This is a genomic window from Bythopirellula sp., assembly GCF_041737835.1.
Classification (GTDB): Bacteria; Planctomycetota; Planctomycetia; order Pirellulales; family Lacipirellulaceae; genus Bythopirellula.
In genome coordinates this window covers 54,687-74,563 of record NZ_JBGSQY010000040.1, presented here as the reverse complement: position 1 = coordinate 74,563, position 19,877 = coordinate 54,687, and the positions used below count along the sequence as shown (strand labels likewise).

At 55.8% G+C, this 19,877-nt stretch carries 14 protein-coding genes; 12 read left to right on the top strand and 2 right to left on the bottom strand.

Annotated features, from left to right (window positions below):
• Positions 1 to 45: 45 nt before the first annotated feature.
• The 8 genes from AC6T8Q_RS11855 to lipA all read left to right on the top strand — a co-directional run bounded on the left by AC6T8Q_RS11855 (position 46) and on the right by lipA (position 11,252).
• The gene (locus tag AC6T8Q_RS11855; RefSeq protein ID WP_500679281.1) at positions 46 to 1,290 is read left to right on the top strand and encodes an APC family permease; all 1,245 of its coding nucleotides are present in this window, start codon (positions 46 to 48) and stop codon (positions 1,288 to 1,290) included.
• Positions 1,291 to 1,423: 133 nt separating this feature from the next.
• Positions 1,424 to 2,767: a replication-associated recombination protein A gene (locus AC6T8Q_RS11850; RefSeq protein WP_500679280.1), complete on the top strand. Its 1,344-nt coding sequence runs from the start codon at positions 1,424 to 1,426 to the stop codon at positions 2,765 to 2,767.
• Positions 2,764 to 3,552 carry a DUF6498-containing protein gene (locus AC6T8Q_RS11845; RefSeq protein ID WP_500679279.1) on the top strand — a complete coding sequence of 263 codons (789 nt, stop codon included), beginning with the start codon at positions 2,764 to 2,766 and terminating at the stop codon, positions 3,550 to 3,552. Before AC6T8Q_RS11850 ends, AC6T8Q_RS11845 begins: the two co-directional genes overlap by 4 nt.
• Entirely contained in the window at positions 3,553 to 4,032 is a 480-nt protein-coding gene (locus tag AC6T8Q_RS11840; protein ID WP_500679278.1) for a CbiX/SirB N-terminal domain-containing protein, read from the top strand.
• A gap of 129 nt (positions 4,033 to 4,161) precedes the next feature.
• Positions 4,162 to 5,178 carry a hypothetical protein gene (locus AC6T8Q_RS11835; protein ID WP_500679277.1) on the top strand — a complete coding sequence of 339 codons (1,017 nt, stop codon included), beginning with the start codon at positions 4,162 to 4,164 and terminating at the stop codon, positions 5,176 to 5,178.
• 88 nt (positions 5,179 to 5,266) lie between these two features.
• Positions 5,267 to 9,118 carry a hydantoinase B/oxoprolinase family protein gene (locus AC6T8Q_RS11830; protein ID WP_500679276.1) on the top strand — a complete coding sequence of 1,284 codons (3,852 nt, stop codon included), beginning with the start codon at positions 5,267 to 5,269 and terminating at the stop codon, positions 9,116 to 9,118.
• A 150-nt stretch (positions 9,119 to 9,268) separates the two neighbouring features.
• A complete protein-coding gene (cysK, locus tag AC6T8Q_RS11825; RefSeq protein ID WP_496923042.1) occupies positions 9,269 to 10,210 on the top strand; it encodes a cysteine synthase A in 942 nt (313 codons plus the stop codon).
• A 103-nt stretch (positions 10,211 to 10,313) separates the two neighbouring features.
• Positions 10,314 to 11,252, top strand: a complete 939-nt coding sequence (gene lipA, locus AC6T8Q_RS11820; RefSeq protein ID WP_500679275.1) for a lipoyl synthase — start codon at positions 10,314 to 10,316, stop codon at positions 11,250 to 11,252.
• Positions 11,253 to 11,322: 70 nt separating this feature from the next.
• Here the strand turns inward: lipA and AC6T8Q_RS11815 are convergent, their stop codons facing one another.
• Both AC6T8Q_RS11815 and AC6T8Q_RS11810 read right to left on the bottom strand, forming a co-directional pair.
• Positions 11,323 to 11,811 carry a DUF309 domain-containing protein gene (locus AC6T8Q_RS11815; protein WP_500679274.1) on the bottom strand — a complete coding sequence of 163 codons (489 nt, stop codon included), beginning with the start codon at positions 11,809 to 11,811 and terminating at the stop codon, positions 11,323 to 11,325.
• Complete coding sequence (locus AC6T8Q_RS11810; RefSeq protein ID WP_500679273.1) at positions 11,808 to 14,483, bottom strand: hypothetical protein; 2,676 nt, start codon at positions 14,481 to 14,483, stop codon at positions 11,808 to 11,810. The genes AC6T8Q_RS11815 and AC6T8Q_RS11810 overlap by 4 nt, the downstream gene beginning before the upstream one ends.
• 155 nt (positions 14,484 to 14,638) lie before the next feature.
• On the opposite strand from AC6T8Q_RS11810, the gene AC6T8Q_RS11805 reads away from it, so the two are divergent.
• The 4 genes from AC6T8Q_RS11805 to AC6T8Q_RS11790 are packed head-to-tail and all read left to right on the top strand — an operon-like array spanning position 14,639 to position 19,664.
• On the top strand, positions 14,639 to 14,938 hold the full coding sequence (locus AC6T8Q_RS11805) for a hypothetical protein (protein WP_496923046.1): 300 nt from the start codon (positions 14,639 to 14,641) through the stop codon (positions 14,936 to 14,938).
• Positions 14,939 to 14,958: 20 nt separating this feature from the next.
• Positions 14,959 to 17,058, top strand: coding sequence for a hypothetical protein (locus AC6T8Q_RS11800; protein ID WP_500679272.1), 2,100 nt, complete (start codon positions 14,959 to 14,961; stop codon positions 17,056 to 17,058).
• The gene (locus tag AC6T8Q_RS11795) at positions 17,059 to 18,006 is read left to right on the top strand and encodes an ABC transporter ATP-binding protein (protein WP_500679271.1); all 948 of its coding nucleotides are present in this window, start codon (positions 17,059 to 17,061) and stop codon (positions 18,004 to 18,006) included.
• Positions 18,003 to 19,664 carry an ABC transporter permease gene (locus AC6T8Q_RS11790; RefSeq protein WP_500679270.1) on the top strand — a complete coding sequence of 554 codons (1,662 nt, stop codon included), beginning with the start codon at positions 18,003 to 18,005 and terminating at the stop codon, positions 19,662 to 19,664. Before AC6T8Q_RS11795 ends, AC6T8Q_RS11790 begins: the two co-directional genes overlap by 4 nt.
• Positions 19,665 to 19,877 lie beyond the last annotated feature (213 nt).

The window sequence follows — 19,877 nt, the reverse complement described above, 5'->3', positions numbered from 1 at the left end:
AATCTATCATCGGGCGAGAGCCAGGACATTATCTCGTAATGTAATATGGAAATTAAGCCGCTCAAACGAGAAATCGGCATCGCTGGCGCGACGATGATGGGCTTGGGTTCGATCATCGGTACGGGTGTGTTTGTCAGCATCGGGATCGCCGCTGGCATTGCCGGTGCCTCGGTAATCGTGACCATCGCACTTGCCGCGTTCGTTGCCACTTGCAACGCCCTGAGCAGCGCACAACTTGCCGCCAATCATCCCGTGAGCGGCGGCACTTATGAGTATGGCTATCGATATTTGAACCCAACCTTGGGCTTTGCCGCGGGTTGGATGTTTCTTTGTGCCAAAACAGCTTCGGCCGCTACGGCGGCGCTGGGCTTTGCCGGCTACTTATCAAATCTGACTGGCTTCAATACGGACTATCTCACCGCCATTGCTCTTGTGACGGTAGTTGCCATGACGCTGCTCGTTCTCTCTGGGATTCGCCTATCCAATCAAGTCAACGTTGTTGTTGTGAGCATAACCCTCTGTTCGCTGCTAGCCTTTGTGATCTGTGGCGTATCGCAGATATCCACCGCCCGCTTATCGATGGAACTTGAAACAACCTCGCTGCTGCATGCCACGGCACTTATGTTTGTCGCCTTCACAGGATATGGACGTATCGCAACCTTAGGCGAGGAGGTTTTCGAACCCGAGCGCACCATTCCCCGCGCGATCATCTTCACGTTGATCGTATCGGCATTGATTTACATCGCCGTCGCTGTCGTTGCCATTGGTTCGGCCGGAGTCGAGACACTCCAAGCCAGCACGTCGAAATCTGCCGCCCCGTTGGAAATCATCGCGCGTGATTTCCCCTTCCAGGTCCATAAGGTCGTTGCCGTTGGAGCGATGACAGCCATGCTGGGCGTACTGCTTAATTTGGTGCTTGGCCTATCTCGGGTAATGCTCGCCATGGGCCGTCGTGGAGATATGCCCGCGAAAACGGCTGATCTCTCTACCTCCATTATCGTCGTGGGCATACTCATTGCCGTTTTCGCAGCCACGGGCAGCGTTAAAACCACTTGGAGTTTCAGCGCATTTACCGTGCTGATCTACTACGCCGTGACAAATCTGGCCGCGTTGCAGCTCAGTTCCGAACAGCGACTTTACAGCCGTTTGTGGGCCGGGGCGGGATTGTTCGCATGCCTGAGCCTGGCTTTCGCGATTGAATGGCGAGTCTGGGTAACCGGGAGTTGTGTTTTGCTCTTAGGTTTATTGTGGCACGTGTTGCGAAGGCGATTTTTCAGAAGCCCCGAATAGCCAGGGCATCCGCAATCGGGCACCTTAAATCGCCTCAGCTTTTTCCTAGCCGAACAATCTGCTTCCCTAGCAAACACGGAACATGTTCTGTACAAAAGTATATGAGCAACCGTCGTTCCCAAGAGCCCCTGCCGTGTCACTCTTTGAAGCCGCTGAAGCTGAAAATCGTCGCAGCGCCCAGCCGCTGGCGCTACGGATGCGCCCACGCACGCTCGCTGAGTTTGCTGGTCAGCAACATTTCCTCGGCGAAGGGAAGCTGCTGCATAGACTTATCAAGGCCGATCGGCTGACCGCGCTGTTGTTCTACGGCCCGCCAGGGACCGGCAAAACGACCTTGGCCCATTTGCTGGCAGCCGAAACAAAATGCCGCTTTCGCCAACTCAACGCCGTCACCAGTGGCGTCAAAGATTTGCGCGAAGTGATCGACGAAGCCCGTGACGTGCTTGCCGCCGAAGGGACGCGCACGTTGCTGTTCGTCGACGAGATTCATCGCTTCAACAAATCGCAGCAAGATGCCCTGCTCCCCGACGTTGAAGATGGAACTGTGGTGCTGGTGGGGGCCACCACGTCGAATCCCTTCTTCGCGGTCAATAGCGCGCTCGTGAGCCGCAGCCGCGTTTTTGAATTTCAGCCACTCAGTCCCGATGACATCAAATCGCTGCTTAAGCGAACTTTGGCCGATCGCCAGCGTGGGCTGGGTAAGATTGCCGTCAACTTGCATGATGACGCCGCGGAGTTCATCGCTCAGACCTGCGACGGCGATGCGCGGCAGGCACTCTCAGCGCTGGAGATTGGCGTATTATCCAGCGAAGATCGTCCGGTTGATTTCACGCTCGAGCTGGCCGCTGAAAGTGTCCAGCGCAAAGCCGTGCAATATGACCGCGATGGCGATACGCACTACGATTCGATCAGCGCGCTGATCAAGAGCATTCGTGGCAGTGATCCTGACGCGGGCATCTATTGGCTCGCTCGGATGCTTGAAGGGGGCGAAGATGTTCGCTTTCTCGCGCGACGGTTGGTCATCTTGGCGAGCGAAGACGTCGGCAACGCCGACCCGCATGCTCTCCCGTTGGCGATTGCGACGATGCAGGCCTGCGAATTCATCGGCCTTCCCGAATGCCAATTGAACCTCGCGCAAACGGTCGCCTATTTGGCGTGCGCTCCCAAATCGAACGCCGCGACTGTGGCCATTGGCGAAGCACGTGCCGATGTCCGCGAAGGGCGTACGGTGCCGGTTCCAGTCCACCTGAAGGACGCACACTACTCAGGTGCCAAGCGATTGGGCCACGGCGAAGGTTACGAATATGCCCATAATGCCGAGGACGGCATCGCAGCTCAGGATTACTTGGGGGTAGAACGAGAATACTATCGGCCGGTGAATCGCGGCTTCGAGCAAGAATTGGCCGCGCGGCTCGAATCCATAAGGAGTAAACTTCGCTCGTCACGATCCAGGGCCTCGGAAAACAAGCCAGAATGAATTCCGTCTTCACGAAACCAACATGGCATGATGCCCGGTTCTGGAAGCCCTCGGTCCTCTCATTGATCGCGGCCAATTTCCTCCCGCTGCTGGGAGTGCTCTTTCTGGGTTGGAGCACGTTTGCCATCGTGGTGGTGTATTGGGCCGAGAACGTGATCATCGGCATGATCAACGTGCTCAAGATGATCGTCTGCTCGCCGTCACGTGAAACGATTCAACTGGCTGAAACCACCGACAAGCAGCGCACAGGCAACAGCAAGCAAGTTCTCGACATGCTTGAGAAGCAGGCCCCTCACCTCGCGGCCTTTCATCACGCCTCAAAGTTCTTTTTCATCCCGTTCTTTATTTTTCATTACGGGATGTTTTGCTTTGGCCACGGTGTCTTTGTTTTCGAACTGCTTGGCAAAGGGGGCGCGATGTTCGGCGGTCCCTTGGAATCCTGGTCTTATTTCTGGGAACAACTACGCCAAGAAAAGCTGCTCTGGGCCGTCGCCGCGCTCGCCGCCAGCCATTTGTTTTCGTTCTTTACCAATTTCATCTATCGTGGCGAGTATCGGCGAGTGACCGTCATGCAACTGATGATCCAGCCTTATGGACGGATCGTGATTCTGCATGTCGCGATTATTTTCGGGGCAATGTTGATACAATTTCTGGGGTCACCCGTGTGGATGCTTGTGCTGCTGGTCATCGGTAAGACAATTCTGGATATTGGCATGCACGTGGCCGAACGCGAGCGGAATTCAATTACCACTAAAACTTCTGAAATGTTATCTCCGACTGCCTAAATGACTCTGACACCCTCACAACTTGGTATCCCCCACGACAAGATCGCCGTGATTCTCGTCGACCACGGTTCGCGCCGTGACGAAAGCAATCAACTTTTGCTCAACGTCGTGGCCGCGTTCCGCGAGCACTCGAGTTGGGCCATCGTCGAACCAGCGCACATGGAGCTGGCCGAGCCGTCGATTGCCACAGCATTCGAACGTTGCGCGAAACAAGGGGCGGATTTGGTGATCGTCTTCCCTTATTTCTTGTCCCCCGGGCGGCATTGGAACGAAGATATCCCCCGCCTTGCGTCCGAAGCGGCCCAAAATCACTCCGGCCTGCGCCATCTCGTTACTGCACCATTGGGCCTGCATTCCTTAATGATGCAGATCATTGATGCGCGTATCGCCACCTGTTTGCAACGCGTGGCTGGCACAAAAACATCTTGCGACTCCTGCACTGATAGCACCGGCTGCACGCTATCATCGCCTGATACCTGAGTTGGTCGACTTTTCCGGTTAGTAAAAGTTGAGCGCGCCCCTGCCCCACGCCGATAAACCCAGCAGGCGGTTTGCGCTGAGGCAGCTCCGCGCGGTCACCACTTTTCTCGCTCATCGCAGGACACAGTCATGTCACGCTTTTGTTTGACCATCGCGGTTCTCGTTTGTTTAAACCAAGTTAGTTGGTCCGCGGACGAGCCGTTTGTTCCTGGCACGGGTGTTAAAGTCTCGCAAGTTGGCGACAACTTCGAGGACCCCAGTTGGAGCTACACGATGAATGGCGCGAAAGCGAGTCACGAGCAGGACGAGCAACAACGTCCGCCCGGAGGACGTTCGCGCAATGGCCGTTGGTACGAAAGTGCAATGCGTGGCCAGCCGGACTTGATCAAACGAATTTCCACGCCACCCGGTGGCATCGAAGGAAGCAAAGGTTCGCTGCTGTTGCGAACCCGCCTTTCCGGCATCCCCGGCGAACTGGCTGAGAAACAAATGCAGGACGATTTGCTGATGAGCGTTATGCAACGCATCGGCCGACCCGTCCCCGTGAATTGGAGTCCCAGCTTTACGGTCCGTGTTTACTTGCCACCATTTGACAAATGGGAAGATCGCACGGGTGCCTCGTTCGGCATTCGCGGCGATTGCCGCGGCATCAACACCAACGGCGAAATGGAAGCCTATTGGCCCGGCTTCTTCATTTTGTTCCGTAGCGAAACCAGCAAAGATTTTGAAGAAGACTTTGCTCAAATCGCCTTCCGCGCGCAACAGTCGGGCAAGGATCTGCCTGGACCGATGATCTATGAGCATGGCTGGTGGACGTTTGGCATGTCTTACACGCCCGATGGCCGCATTCATTACTACGCCAGCGAAGGGACCGACGATCTCACTGAAGACGATCATCTCTTTAGCAGCTTCGCTTATGGTTGGGAATGCAAATTTTTTGACAACATGTTCGTCAACGTCTGCAACTTCGAGAATGGCACGAACTGGTCGACCCCTTGGGTGATCGACGATCCGGAATTCTTCGTCAATCCGCCCGAGGGACAATCGCTGGCCAATCTGGTCCGCCGGAATCCACGCAACAACTCCACGGCCAACGGCAACAACGGCGGCATCAGGAATATTTTCAATCGCGCGATCAGCCGTTAATCGACTCGCCAAAAGTCCTGTGGCTTGGGCAAGCGGTGTGATATGCTGAAACGCGTTTGGCGTTTCAACAATTAGTCACTTCAGCTCCATGACTCAATCACCGTGGGAATTTTGGATCGACGTCGGTGGGACGTTTACCGACTGCCTCGCCAAGCGTCCCGACGGCACGATTGTTCGGCATAAGCTGCTCAGCTCTGGTGCCACGAAAGGCACAATCAGCGCACATTCCTCGGCACAGCGGATTGATGACCTGCTTCGTGCGAACGATCCCGCCAACTTCTGGCAGGGTTTTCGTCTTACGATTCTCGATCAAAATGGTCAGCCTGTTTGCGATTCGATTGTTTCACGATCCAATGGCAGTGAACTAACGCTAGCACAATCGTTGGCAATTTCACCGCCGATTGGATCGAGCTACGAGCTCAAAAGCGATCTCGAAGCCCCCGTCCTGGCGATTCGTTATCTGCTCGGTTTGTCTTTAAGCGAGCCAATTCCCCCCGTTCGCCTCCGCTTGGGAACAACACGCGGCACGAATGCGCTCCTCACTCGCACGGGAGCGCGCACCGCTCTGGCAATCACTCAAGGTTTTGGCGATTTGCTGGAAATCGGTTCGCAAGAACGCCCCGACTTATTTGCCCTCACGATCGTAAAACCACCGCCACTCACCGAGTGCAGTATTGAGATCACCGAGCGTGTCGCCGCCGATGGGACGATCATGATCGATCCCAATCCGCAAGTGATTCGCGAGCAACTCAAAGAATTAAGGCAACGCGGCATTGAATCTCTGGCCATTTGCCTGATGCACGCGGATCTCTATCCCGAGCATGAAGTCCTCGTCGAACAAATCGCGCGGGAAGTCGGCTTCACCGAGATCAGTCGGTCGAGCGAAGTCGCGCCGCTCGTGAAAATCGTTCCTCGCGCGGAAACAACGGTGGTTAATGCCTATCTCAATCCGGTTTTGCGCACTTATCTCGATAAGTTGCAGCAGTCGCTCCCCGGTAGCCATATTCGTTTGATGACTTCGGCGGGAGGATTGGTGGGTGCCAATGCGTTTCATGGCCATCAAAGTGTGCTCTCCGGCCCGGCGGGTGGTGTCGTGGGATATTCACGGATCGCCGATGCCGCTGGCTTTAACCGCGCGATCGGTTTCGACATGGGGGGCACAAGCACTGACGTGTCGCGCTACGACGGTCACTACGAATACGAATTTGAAACTCGCAAGGCCGGCGTTCGGCTGGTCACGCCGATGCTCGCGATCAGCACCGTGGCGGCGGGTGGTGGCTCGATTTGTCAATTCGATGGCACGAAACTGACCGTCGGCCCAGACAGCGCAGGCTCCGATCCCGGCCCTGCCTGCTATGGACGTGGCGGACCGCTCACAGTGACCGATCTTAATTTTTATCTCGGTCGGATTATAGAAAAACGGTTTCCATTTCGTCTCAACCACGACGCCGTTGAAAAGAAACTCGAAGAACTTGCTGGGCAAGTTGCATCCGGAACTGGTGAAAAACTTTCGCTGGCGGAACTCGCTGAGGGTTTGCTTGCGATTGCCAATTCCAACATGGTTCGCGCGATTCGTGGCATTTCAATCGCCAAAGGGGCTGATCCGGCGGACTATGTTTTGGTGTCATTCGGTGGTGCAGCGGCACAGCATGCTTGTGCGGTCGCGCGCGAATTGGGGATGAAGCAAGTTCTCAATCATCCAGATGCTGGAATTTTAAGCGCCTACGGCATCGGACAGGCCGACGTCACTCGGCACGCGGCACACGGCAGATCCGAATTGCTGGAAGCCTGTGATTTCGCTCAGCTAAATGCCAAGTTCGCCGAGCTGGAACGTACACCGTTAGCAGAACTGCATGACGAAGGAATCGCTCCGGAAAAGATCGCGATCAAACGCACGCTTGATCTGCGTTACAAGGGAACCGACGTTCCGCTCAATGTGTCGTTCCTATCCCCCTCCCAGGTACTCCAGGGAGGGGCTAGGGGAGGGTTTTCAGAACTCAACGAACAATTTGAAACTTTGCACAAACAACAGTTTGGCTACATCCCCAACAAAACGCCCATCGAAATCGTCACCCTCCGTGTCGAAGCTGTTGGACAAACAGCTGAACCATTGCCCCCAAGCATAAAGTCATGTCCCCAAAAAATTCATCCGTCCTCCACAGCCGCTTGCCGGCTTAGCGGCCAAGACCAACAAATCCCCTGCTTCGACCGCGCCCACATGATCCCCGGCAACTCGCTTACCGGTCCAGCATTAATCTCTGATCTACACTCGACTATCGTCATCGAATCCGGCTGGGAATGCGAAATGCTCACCGGTGGCGAACTTTTGATGACAGATACCGCCACCAATTCACAAACAGCCGCAGCCGCTTCCAATGCGGTCATGCTCGAAATTTTCAACCATTTGTTCACCGGCATTGCCGAACAAATGGGGCATGTCTTGCGGCGAACTTCGCTGAGCGTGAACGTCAAGGAACGACTCGATTACAGTTGCGCTGTTTTCACCGCCACGGGCACACTCGTGGCCAATGCCCCCCATGTGCCGGTGCACCTCGGAGCGATGGGCGCAACTGTTCGCGCGATCCTTGCCGAGAATCCTTCGCTCGCGCCCGGCGATGTCTATGTCACCAACGATCCCTATCGTGGCGGTTCACATTTGCCGGATGTCACTGTGGTTACGCCCGTTCACGACCCGACAACTCACCAGCTCTTATTTTTCACGGCTTGCCGCGCTCATCATGCCGAGATCGGCGGTGTGCGGCCCGGTTCGATGCCTCCCAGTTCGCGCACGCTTGCCGAAGAGGGCGTATTGATATCCAACTTTGCACTCGTGCGAAATGGAATCTCTTACGAAGCCGAGTTGAAAGAGCTTCTCACAAATGCCCCGTATCCCTCGCGCCGAGTGGAAGAGAATCTCGCCGACTTGCGCGCCCAGGTAGCTGCCAACCAGCAAGGCGCCCGCGATCTCTTGCAACTCGTCAGACGCTATTCACTCGCCACTGTTCAACAAAAGATGCTGGAGATCCAAGATGTTGCCACCACGAAAGTCCGGCAAGCGCTCGCCAAATTCGGAAATCAAACACGTTCGTTTACGGATTATTTGGAAACGGCCAACGGCAGTAGCGTTCCTATCTCCGTAACGATCACGTTCCACCCCGATTCAACCGAGTCCGCGGCCACGATCGATTTCAACGGCAGCGGCCCCGTCGTTAATGGCAATCTCAACGCGAATCCCGCGATCGTTTCCGCGGCCGTCCTTTACGTCCTCCGGCTTCTGGTGGAAGAAGATTTGCCGCTCAATGATGGTGCCTTGCGGGCAGTGAGTATCGTCCTGCCGCCAGGGCTACTCAATCCATCACCTGGCGCAACTCCCAAGGAAAGTCCCGCGGTCGCCGCTGGGAATGTTGAAGTCTCACAGCGCGTGGTCGACGTTCTGCTCGGCGCGCTCGGCATCGCCGCTGCTAGCCAAGGGACGATGAACAATCTCCTCTTTGGCAACGACAAGTTTGGCTATTACGAAACCATCTGCGGCGGTTCGGGCGCCACTGCCGCGGGTGATGGTGCTAGCGCCGTGCAAGTTCACATGACCAACACGCGCTCGACTGATCCTGAAATCCTTGAACGCCGTCTGCCGGTGCGACTTTGGGAATTTAGCATCCGCCGAGGCTCTGGCGGAAAAGGCCAGCATCACGGCGGCGATGGAATCACGCGACGGATGGAATTCCTTACCGAGCTGGAGTTGTCACTAATCACCGAACGTCGTGGGCCGCATCCACCGTACGGGATGGATGGAGGCTCTCCTGGTGCTTTAGGGAATAACACTTTACAACGTGCCGACGGGAAGCCAATCGAACTTCCCGGCATTTGTGAACTCTCCGTTCAGCCCGGTGATGTGCTCACGATTGAAACCCCCGGCGGAGGCGGATACGGGCAGCAATAGGGCGTTAGACCGCACGATGGATTCGCTCAACCAATCCAGAGGGCTTGTCCTATTTCCCCTGAAAAACGATAATCTTCGGCATCGCGACAACGCGGCTTTTTCGGAACAATTCACCAAATCATTCACCACATTTTGATGTAAGGGACTACCATGCCGCGAAACAAAACTTACGACCATGCCGCCGCCGCGATTGGCGATACCCCCATGATCAAGATCAACCGCTTGATCCCCGCGGGACAGGCGACCGTCTTCGCCAAGTGCGAGTTTTTCAATCCGCTCAACAGCGTGAAAGACCGTATCGGCGCAGCGATGATCGAAGCCGGCGAAAAGGCGGGCAAGATCAACAAAGACACACTCATCGTCGAACCGACCAGCGGCAACACGGGCATCGCGCTGGCATTCGTTTGTGCCGCCAAGGGTTACAAGCTCACGCTGACCATGCCCGAATCTATGTCGGTCGAACGCCGCGCTTTGCTGCGAGCACTTGGTGCAGAACTTGTGTTAACACCTGCCTCGGGCGGTATGAAGGCTGCGATTGAAAAAGCTGGCGAGATCGTCGCGAACACACCGAACGCGTACTTACCCCAACAGTTCGAGAATCCTGCGAACCCTGCCATTCACGAACAAACCACCGGCCCTGAGATTTGGGAAGATTCGGGACACAACATCGACGCCATAGTGGCGGGTGTAGGCACAGGGGGCACCATCACCGGCGTGTCTCGTTACATCAAACCTAAGAATCCTAACTTCAAAGCGATCGCCGTCGAGCCTGCCGATTCGCCTGTAATTAGTGGTGGTTCGCCTGGCCCACACAAGATCCAAGGTATTGGTGCTGGCTTCATTCCCAAGAACCTCGATACCTCGCTGGTCGATGAAGTCATTACCGTCACCAATGAAGAAGCCTTCCAATGGGCGCGTCGTTTGGCACGCGAAGAAGGTATCATGGCCGGCATCAGCAGCGGGGCTAACATGTGCGCCGCCGCCAAATTGGCTGCTCGTCCTGAGTTTGCTGGCAAGCGAATCGTCACCATCATGTGCAGCCTCGGCGAACGCTATCTGTCGACGCCGCTGTTTGAAGGCCTTACGGGCTGATTTTTGCTAGTTACCACTAAGACACGAAGGGCACAAAGAAGTTTGAGATATAATCCTAGTGTTCTTTGTGTCTTAGTGGTTATCCAAAGTGTGACAGTATTTGATGAACCAGCTTCCTATTGCTGAACCTAACCTGGCTCGCCCGCGCCTGCCCGAATGGCTGCGCGTGAATCTCCCGGCGGGGAAGGCTCAAACCACCTTCAACAGCACGCAACTGGCCGTGCTCGGCAATCAACTCCATACGGTGTGCGAGGAAGCCCGCTGCCCCAACATCCACGATTGTTGGGCCCGCGGCACGGCCACGTTCATGATCGCCGGCAAAGAATGCACCCGCGGCTGCCGATTCTGCAGCGTCGAAACGCTAAAAACTCCACCGCCACTGGAATCCGACGAACCGGAGCGATTGGCCGAGGCTGTCGAGCGCATGGGCTTGGCTCACGTGGTGATCACGGTCGTCAATCGCGATGATCTTGCTGACGGCGGTGCCGACCATTACAAGCAGTGCATCACGGCGGTCAAAAACCGGCTTCCAGCAACGACGATCGAACTCTTGTGCAGCGATCTCGACGGCAATTGGACTGCGCTGGAGCATTTGCTCAACGATGTGCCACTTGCCGTGTTTGCTCATAATGTGGAGTGCGTCCCACGCTTGGATCGCACGGTACGTGACCCACGCGCATCATTTGCGCAAAGCCTCGATGTCCTCCGCCGCGCCAAAGAGTTGCGTCCTGATCTTTGGACCAAAAGCAGCATCATGGTAGGCTTGGGTGAAACCGATGACGAAGTTTTCAATGCGATGCAACAACTCAACGATGCAGGCGTCGAACTTTTGACTCTGGGCCAATACCTTGCTCCGGGCAAACCGGGCACGCGATTCTTACCGGTTGAACGCTACGTGCATCCGGATCAATTCGAAGTGTGGACTAAGCAGGCTTACGCCATGGGATTCCTAGGCGTCGCCGCCGGGCCACTGGTGCGCAGCTCTTATCGCGCGGGACTTTTGATGGAGCAAGCAGAGCAATCCAGGAAGAAGATTTATTAACCGCGTATAGAACGAATGACACGAATGATTTTATTCGTGCTATTCGTAAGATTCGCGGTTTCTCAATTTTCTAATTGAGCACAATTACAAAGTTCTGCCTGAACTCGGAATTAAACCCTGAAATCTGCGTCACCAGGTCTTCGACTTCAATTCCGCAGAATTTCTGTTCGTTCACCACGCCGAGCAACTCTTGAGCTCGCTTGAGATGCCGCTCAACTCCCGCGGCGTTCCCTTCGCGATGCTTCACTCCCGCAGCGGCCAGCTTGATCAGCCCTTTGAGAAAATCGGCCATCACTCCTTTGTGCCCTGCGGCGTGCCAGAGCGATTCCCACGCTTCATGGGCTTCCCAGTAATAGCCGTGATTGAACAAATCAACGGCGTACAAGTAAGTTTCGTTCGTCGCCCAATGATTTGTATCAAGCGGCTTCGGCAATTCATGTTCAATACCGTGCATGTGACCGCGGGGATCGCTGACCGGATGCGGCGTCCCGCTGCCCGGAACATAACTGTAGGGCGGAAAGGGTGTGCTTGAATAACGAATAGTTGCTGCATCACTCATGGCAACGCCGTGGCGGATACTTTTAAATCCACATGGGCCTTCAGCTCTCCGTCCGCGACCTCAAGATCCCCTTGCATACCACGAAACCAGGAAAGCAGTGGCAACTTAAACTCCGCCGGAACTTCGGTGAGCAAGTTGCGATTCTGAGCAGGCAGCGCTGTTGACGACCACACCGGCAAACTCCGCGCGGATTCAAACAGTTTGTATTTACCATCCAGCGGGCAGACAAAGGTTGCATCGAGTAGGTGCTGTGCGAAATCGAGTGACTCGTCGCGCGGCACTTGGAGCAGATTGCTGAGCGAATTCGCCAGCCGACTAGGTGCGACCGAAGTTTCGCGCACCCGCATGTAACCTAAAGCGTTGATCGTCTCGGCGATTTGTTTATCCGCCAGATCGGCAATCATGAGTCGCACCTGCGCGGGTCGCTCGGCTGGCTCGAACATTAGCTGCGGCTGCACCTGTTGAATGACGTCGGGCTTGAACGAGATAAGTAAAAACTCATCCGCCTGGGCATGCCACATTTGCTCGCCCAGCGGTTGGGGCTCGGCACCCGGTGGCCCAGCGGGGCCTTGCAGCATTTGCAAAATCCCCGGCCGCGGCCAAGCACCTACGTAGCCGCGAACTAATTCACTTCGCTCCGAACCCGCGACGACTTTGCCTTGGCTCACGGCAAGCGGCGAACGGTAATCCCGCAGTCCCGCAAACAACAGATGCGGCTGAGTTTCACCCCCAATCAACGGCACGGGCAAGTTGAGCGAAACTTCCAGCGAAGCAACATTGCCGGCAATCGGCCCAAGCTTTTCATCGGTTGGCTCACCCAGCGAATCAATGACTTTCCCCAATTTAACACTACCCAACGGTCCCGCGAACACATCAACAGCCAGTGACCGCACGTCCCCTGTTTCAGTGGGAAACCTTTGCACGCCAAACGCAATCGGCGGCATCTGCCCAACTTCTACCGCAAAGGAATTCAAAAAGTCCGTATAAGCTTGTAACTCCGCGGGCGAGAATTCCTTCGGGGGCAGATCGCCCACGGCGACATAATAGCCTGGCGCACCTCGGAGCGAATCGATCACGCCATTGTCGGTTTGTTCCAGAGTGCTGCCATCCGCGCGCACTCCAAAACCCGTTGGCAATATGTTCGCGGCGATAAGCTCATCGATTGTCTCCGCGTTGCCTCCTTCGCACTTGGCCGCATAGCGAGCGAGTTCCACTACCTCCGGCTGCTGCATGCTCTCGCGACGGCGTTTGGCTTCCACCCAATATTCAATCGTGCATAAATTTTGGAAGAACTTCTCAGATACGAACGCAAACACCGTATCGTCACGCTTCATTGGCAATTCGCGGCGGGCATTACGAAAACTCGGCAAACTGGCGAGCGATCCCTTCCCCTGCCCCACTTCCAAAAAACGTTCTGCCAATTTTCGCGATGTCGTCACCAAATGAAAATCGCCGGACTGCGCATAGTACGACCGCACCCGGCCATCAGGGGTGGCAACGAGCGATACATCTTGCCCAGCAAGTTGCACGGTGGTTTCTGCCGAATCCGGGAAAGCTTGCAGCGCGGCTCGGCGTTGCCGCATGAAATCTTGAGAGAGCAGTTGGTTATTGCGAGCTTGCACCAAGATTCCCACCGCAGCCCCTTGCTGCACGTAAGGATCCAGCCCAATCAGTGCGGCATCACTAATAAATTGCGGGGCCAGAATCCGCGAGAGCGCATTTTCCTTGAGCGAAAGCTGCTGTTCGATACGGCTCGTGGCGAGCCGTTTCAGTCCACGACGAATGACCATGTTCTGCAAATCGCCATCCCACTTGGTACTCAAGTCGCGAAACCAAAAATAATTCGTGAAGTTACCAAATCGAATATAGAAACACTCCTCCGGCACATGCGCAGCCATTGGCTCGATTTCGACTTCATCCAAACCCGCCAGATCAATCTGGGGTTCTTCCCACGCTACCGGCGCGGGGAGTGGCACCTCTTTGTCAGAGACATTGCCTGTGCCCAGCAACATCTCACGATGCAAACCGAGTTGTGCCGCCTCGCCACCGAACAGTTTTTCGAGCGCCGTGACTTTTTCGGTTTGCAGTCCCAGCAAACCGGCAGGGACGGGGGGGATGTCTCTATTCAATCGCCTTGCAAACATCGCCACCAAGAAATTCTCGGCGATCGGTGGAAACTGCGGATCCTTTTGCAAACGCGACCAACGCTCGGTCGTTTGCTGCCACCATTCTTCCATGAGTCGCCGATGGCCCTGGGGATCGTTGCGTGGAGTAACCCGAGCACCCTGCTCTAGCGGAGAATAAACCGACAAATCAAACGGCTCGTCGCCACGAAACAAAAAATAAAGAGTCACGTTCCGAGGTGTTTCAATACCCATGAGACCGCGCAGGAACTGCCGCGCTGGCTCGACCTTGACCACCGAATAAAGCACCCGGCCGCTCGCTTCCAAGGCTGTAAATCGTTCGTCGTTGAGTGGGAGCGACGGCTCGCCGCGAAACACGGGCACGGTGACGCGTCCCACGCCAAACGGCTGCCCCGCATAGGCTTCGACATCCGCACGGCATTCAGAAACTGCGAAACAATGAGTTACGAAACAGGCCACCAATAGAAGTGTCCTACTCACTTGTGGTTTCGCGATCAATCTGCTGTGATCAAGAAACTTGCTGGTCATCACGCCTCCTCCAACGATTTCTGCGGCTTAGCTGTGCTTTTTATGCTAACGGCATGCCGCAGCACCGGCCAGGGGCTTAATCCGCCCAACGATTCAGCCAGCACGCCCCTGCCAAACACTTGCTTAGAGCCGATTCCGTCTGCGACAATAGCACTATGATCCTTCCCCGCTTTACTCTACGTGCCACCATCGCTGCGGTGACTTTCTTTGCGCTTTTCAGCCTCGTGCTGGTCCGCGCGCAAGCCGGCGACACTTGGGCCGTCGCGGCGAGCATGGCGGTGTTCAGTTTGTTGGTGATTGTCCTGGTGCATGGGTGCCTGTATGTCCTGATTTCAGCAACTGCCCGAGTAATTGGCACGCAATCGTTACCCGCCCGTACGCGGCAAGGTGGCGTGCAACTGAGTCCCGACGAGCAACTTCTTCCCGGAACAGCCTCCCCCGCGAGCGAAACTTAATCAGTCCTCTTCAATATTCTATGCCCCATCGATTCGTGAACATTCGCTTGCTGCGTCAACGACTACAACTGTGCTGTTTGCTTGCGTTTGTTGGTTCGGCACAAACCGCCCTCGCTGCTAGCGGCGGTCTCATCGAGCTGCCGCAATCCCCCAGCGGTGCGATGGTTTATTCCAAGCAATCAGGTCTCGACCTGCGGATTGATACCACTTGGGCCGGCGTGCATGGCTATCGCCCGATTACTTGCCGCGTCACTGCCCAAGCCCCGTCACAAGCCGACAAACAAATTAAGATTCGCTTCATGGCCGGCCAATGGCGCAGCGATCAACCGGTGATCGTGGCCGAGAAATATTTTGAACTCCCCGCGGGAAGCATGTCGGTCAGCACCACACTCTCCGTTCCGCAGTACTCGGATTGGCGAACCATCGGTTGCGAAACCTTTGTCGATGGTGTCCGCGATGACGACCTTTGCCAATCGCAAGTTCCATTCAACAGTCCCAACACCGGCCACAATTTCACTGTCCTGATGCTCGACGACATTGGCTTCAGTGCGTTTCGATTGTTTCGCGATGTTCGCGGCGGGCCCGCGGAAGTCTTTCTCCCCACGTTCAACGTGCAACAAGAAAACTGGAGCGAATACACATCAATCGACGTGGCGGTGACGAGTCCCAGCGATCTTGCTTCGCGGCGTGAGAAAAATCCCGACGAACTTGCCGAGTTGTTAAAGTGGGTCCGCGCGGGAGGAAATCTGTGGGTCATTTCTAACGCCGAAGACTTTCAAGACGCTCCCGGGATTGAAGAAGCACTAGGAATTGCCTCCGACACACCGCAAGAGTTTGATTTTGATGCGTTACTAGCTCGCGGCTGGCGGTTTCCGAAACTCGATAATCCGGCGAGCGACTCGCTCGACAAATACAGTCAACTCCATGGACAACCCAGCACTGAGCCCGTCAGTAATAACATCGTTGCCGGTCAAGAAGCCCCGGAAGATTCTCGCGAATGGTTCACAACCCGCCCGTTCGGCATGGGAACAGTCACACTCTTAGCGTTTCCTGAAACAATCTCCCGCCAAGAGTCCCGGGAAATTCGCTGGGCCATCACACAGTCGCTGCTAGCCGATCGCTTGTCGTGGGAATTGCGGCACGGCACGAACCCCGGCCGTGGTAACGAGAATTTCAACGACTTCTTAATCCCCGACGTTGGCACCGCGCCGGTCACTTCGTTTCAAGTGCTGCTATCACTCTTTGTATTAGGCATCGGTCCGATCAACTACTTCTTTCTCAAGAGTCGTGAAAAATTGCCGCTGCTGTTGCTCACCGTTCCCGCCGCGGCGCTCGCGACAACGATGTTTCTGCTCATTTACAGTTTCACATCCGAAGGTTTCGGCACGCTCGTTCGCGCTCGCAGTTTTACACTGCTCGATCAAACCGCTGACTCAGCCGTCTGCTGGTCGCGGCTTTCCTATTACGCGGGGATCGCCCCCGCCGACGGCTTGGAATTCCCCCAAGATGCCCTCGTTTATCCGATCCTTCCGTCATCGCGTCTCACCGACCGTCGCGAAGCCCGCCGCTATGCCGGCCAGCGTCGTGAGATAGTGTGGGACGGCACGCAACAACTCACCCGCGGTTGGCTGCAATCGCGCACCCCCACGCAATACCTCACCGTCACCAGCCGAGATACGAAAAAGCAAATACAATTTGAACCCTCCGCCGACAAACTCACGGCCACGAACCAACTAGGGGCGAACATTCAACTGCTGGTTGTCGAAGATCACGACGGAAAAATTTTTCTCGGCGAGCAACTCGGCAACGGGAAATCCGTCGCGCTCGCTCCCAGCGATCAAGTTCAAGCGATGCTCAAACTACGCACGTTGCTCGCCAATAACGAACCCGAGTTCCCCGCCGGAACAATCGAATCGCTTTCGCTGGGTAGCGGTATCGACCTGCTCCCCTTCTCGCAAAATTTGATGGAGACGCAAATTTCCGCCATCACTTCGGCCGTGACCAAAAGTTGGGGGCCGGGCAGTTACATCGCGGTCACCGATCGCGGCATCGATCTTTCACTCGGCATTGACTCCGCCACCGAGGACACCAGCTTTCACGTCGTGCGAGGAGTTTGGTAAATGATTCACGCACGACGACCACTGATCGAACTTCGCAACTTGCACCGCTATTTCGGCAAGACCCGCGCGGTGCAAGATATTAGCTTTGAAGTTTATCCCGGCGAAGTCTTTGGTTACATTGGCCCCAACGGCGCGGGCAAAACCACCAGCATGCGAATTCTCGCCACGCTCGACGAACCGACCTACGGCGATGCGTTTGTCGATGGCTTCTCCGTGGTCGACGATCCCGACCGTGTGCGCCGACGCTTGGGCTTTATGCCCGACAACTTCGGCACCTACGAAAACGTGAGTGTGATCGAATATCTGGACTTCTTCGCGCGGGCCTATGGCCTTATCGGTAAAGAACGCCGCGTGGCCATCGATTCGGTGATGGAGTTCACGCTGCTCAACACGATGGCCGAAAAGCCTATTAACGGCCTCTCGAAAGGCATGAAGCAACGCCTTTGCCTCGGTCGCACGTTGATTCACAACCCCTCGGTGCTAATTCTCGACGAGCCCGCAGCAGGACTCGACCCCCGGGCACGCATCGAACTGCGCGACATGATCGAGCAGCTCGCTCGCATGGATAAAGCGGTGCTCATCAGTTCGCACATTCTTACCGAGCTTGCCGAGATCTGTGACAAGGTAGCGATCATCGAACAAGGACAACTACTCGCCACGGGGAGCGTCGACGAGATCAGCGCTCGTTTCGAGGCAGCCAGCCGAGTTCGAATGCGCGTCCTGGGCGATCAAGCACCGTTTTTAGCTTGGCTCAATGCTCATGACGATACCAGTGAAGTCTTCGTTGACGGAGATGTGATAGTCTGCACCCACGGTGGTGGGCAAGATAAGCAAGCCACCCTGCTCCGCGAAGCCATTGAAGCTGGTTTTCCGCTGCACGAGTTTTCCAGCAAAACTCGCAGCTTGGAGGATGTGTTCTTGCACGTCACGGAAGGGAGAGTGCAATGAGTACCGCCGTTGTTGCTAACGAACAATCCGCCGCAAAGTCTAATTGGCTCTCCGACCTGCTCGTGAGACTCGAAAAATACGCCGACCGCCTCAACCCAATTCTGGTTAAAGAAACCCGCCAAGCCCTTAAGAGCCGTCAATTTGTCGTCACATTCTTGGTGGTGTTGGTCGCGTGCTGGACCGCCAGCTTCGCCGTCGTGGCCATCGTCGGACCCGATGTCTATTACGTCGCCTCGGGCCCACGGATGCTTTACGTTTACGCCATCATCTTGGCGTTCCCTTTGATTTTGATTATCCCCTTCTCGGCATTTCGATCGCTCGCAGCCGAGCAGGAAGAGAACACCTACGAGCTGCTTTCGATCACGACCCTCACCGCCGGGCAAATCATCACCGGCAAACTTGGCTCCGCCGCCGTTCAGATGATGGTCTACCTCTGCGCGGTCACTCCCTGCATTGCGTTTACCTACCTGCTCCGCGGTGTGGATCTCCCCACGATATTTTTCATGTTGCTCTACTTCGTGTTCCAATCGATGGGCCTCTCGATGCTGGGACTGTTGGCCGGCACGAGCGCGAAGGTCAAACATACTCAAGCTCTGATCTCGCTGCTGCTCGTACTCTGTTTGGCGTTGGTGTTGTTGGGCACGATCAGCCTCATCGAAGATTTCGTCGATCGAAATTTTGTCGACGTCATGAGCCCCATGTTTTGGCTGGCCAATCTCGCGGCCTTGTCGTTCTATGTCGCGATTTTTGCCCTGCTCCATGCCGCCGCGACCGCCCAGGTTTCGTTCCCGAGCGAGAACCGCTCGACCACCCTGCGCATCCGCATGCTCTTGCTGCAAGCCTGCTTCATCGGCTGGATGAGCGCCATTCCCTTGAGCCTCACGGGGCCGCAAGACTACATGCAAACCATTTTGTTCATCGCGGCTGGGTCGATGATGTTTTGGTTTGTGATGGGCTGGTTGCTCACGAGCGAATGGCCCCACTTATCGCGGCGAATGCTCCGCACCCTCCCCGCCAGCACGGTCGGTCGCATTTCACTCACCTGGCTCAATCCGGGCCCCAATACAGGATTTGTGTTTGCCATTGGTTCACTCACCGCGGTGCTCGGTGCGCTGCTCGTGCTCACGTTCTTGTTGCCCCCTTCAAGTTTACTAGCCTGGCCCGGCCAGCAAGCCCTCGCCTATTTTCTCGTCTTGAGTTGGTGCTACGCCGTGTTCTTTCTCGGCCTCGGCAAACTGCTCGTCGCCGCGGTCCGCACGGTCACCTACGTGCAGCTCTCCGCCGGTTTCTTGTTGCACCTCGTGCTGTTTCTAATCGCCTGTGGCATCCCTCAGGTGATTTATTTGATGACGCCGTCGCTCCGCTCCAGCGAACAATTTTCGTTCTTGCAAATCACCAATCCTGTGTGGGTTCTCTTTTCGGTGATTCAAAGTTGGCCGATTGAAGAAGCTAATATCCTGTTGTTGATCGTCGGCGGAGCCGCACTGTTGATGCTACTGTTGAATCTCCGCACGATCGCGCTCGACGTGAGCTATCGTCCACGGATGCTGCCCACCCGTGTGCTCGAAGACGAAGCAGAACTTCACCCCGCCCCGCAGCATCAACCCACCAACCCCTGGGAAACCACGGCGAGCGAACCCGGCGAGCGGCCGGTGTAAACCGGCTGCATCTCTCCCATTTCTCAAGTACGCCGTATCTCCGTGATTTAGATAGTCACTATACTTTCTCCTCGAATTTGGCCGCGCTATCTGCTATATTATGGGCAAAAGGGATTAGGAAGACTAGACGGTAGGACTGTCGACGGTGGACTATTGTGCCGTGAATCCTCTGAAGGTGGAGCGGCTCAAACTACGCCCCGGGGAGTGACTATT

Excerpts from the sequence above, each read along its gene's own strand:
- AC6T8Q_RS11855 (WP_500679281.1), top strand. The coding sequence starts at position 46 with ATGGAAATTAAGCCGCTCAAACGAGAAATCGGCATCGCTGGCGCGACG.
- AC6T8Q_RS11845 (WP_500679279.1), top strand. The coding sequence starts at position 2,764 with ATGAATTCCGTCTTCACGAAACCAACATGGCATGATGCCCGGTTCTGG.
- AC6T8Q_RS11840 (WP_500679278.1), top strand. The coding sequence starts at position 3,553 with ATGACTCTGACACCCTCACAACTTGGTATCCCCCACGACAAGATCGCC.
- AC6T8Q_RS11835 (WP_500679277.1), top strand. The coding sequence starts at position 4,162 with ATGTCACGCTTTTGTTTGACCATCGCGGTTCTCGTTTGTTTAAACCAA.
- AC6T8Q_RS11830 (WP_500679276.1), top strand. The coding sequence starts at position 5,267 with ATGACTCAATCACCGTGGGAATTTTGGATCGACGTCGGTGGGACGTTT.
- cysK (WP_496923042.1), top strand. The coding sequence starts at position 9,269 with ATGCCGCGAAACAAAACTTACGACCATGCCGCCGCCGCGATTGGCGAT.
- lipA (WP_500679275.1), top strand. The coding sequence starts at position 10,314 with ATGAACCAGCTTCCTATTGCTGAACCTAACCTGGCTCGCCCGCGCCTG.
- AC6T8Q_RS11815 (WP_500679274.1), bottom strand. The coding sequence starts at position 11,811 with ATGAGTGATGCAGCAACTATTCGTTATTCAAGCACACCCTTTCCGCCC.
- AC6T8Q_RS11810 (WP_500679273.1), bottom strand. The coding sequence starts at position 14,483 with ATGACCAGCAAGTTTCTTGATCACAGCAGATTGATCGCGAAACCACAA.
- AC6T8Q_RS11805 (WP_496923046.1), top strand. The coding sequence starts at position 14,639 with ATGATCCTTCCCCGCTTTACTCTACGTGCCACCATCGCTGCGGTGACT.
- AC6T8Q_RS11800 (WP_500679272.1), top strand. The coding sequence starts at position 14,959 with ATGCCCCATCGATTCGTGAACATTCGCTTGCTGCGTCAACGACTACAA.
- AC6T8Q_RS11795 (WP_500679271.1), top strand. The coding sequence starts at position 17,059 with ATGATTCACGCACGACGACCACTGATCGAACTTCGCAACTTGCACCGC.
- AC6T8Q_RS11790 (WP_500679270.1), top strand. The coding sequence starts at position 18,003 with ATGAGTACCGCCGTTGTTGCTAACGAACAATCCGCCGCAAAGTCTAAT.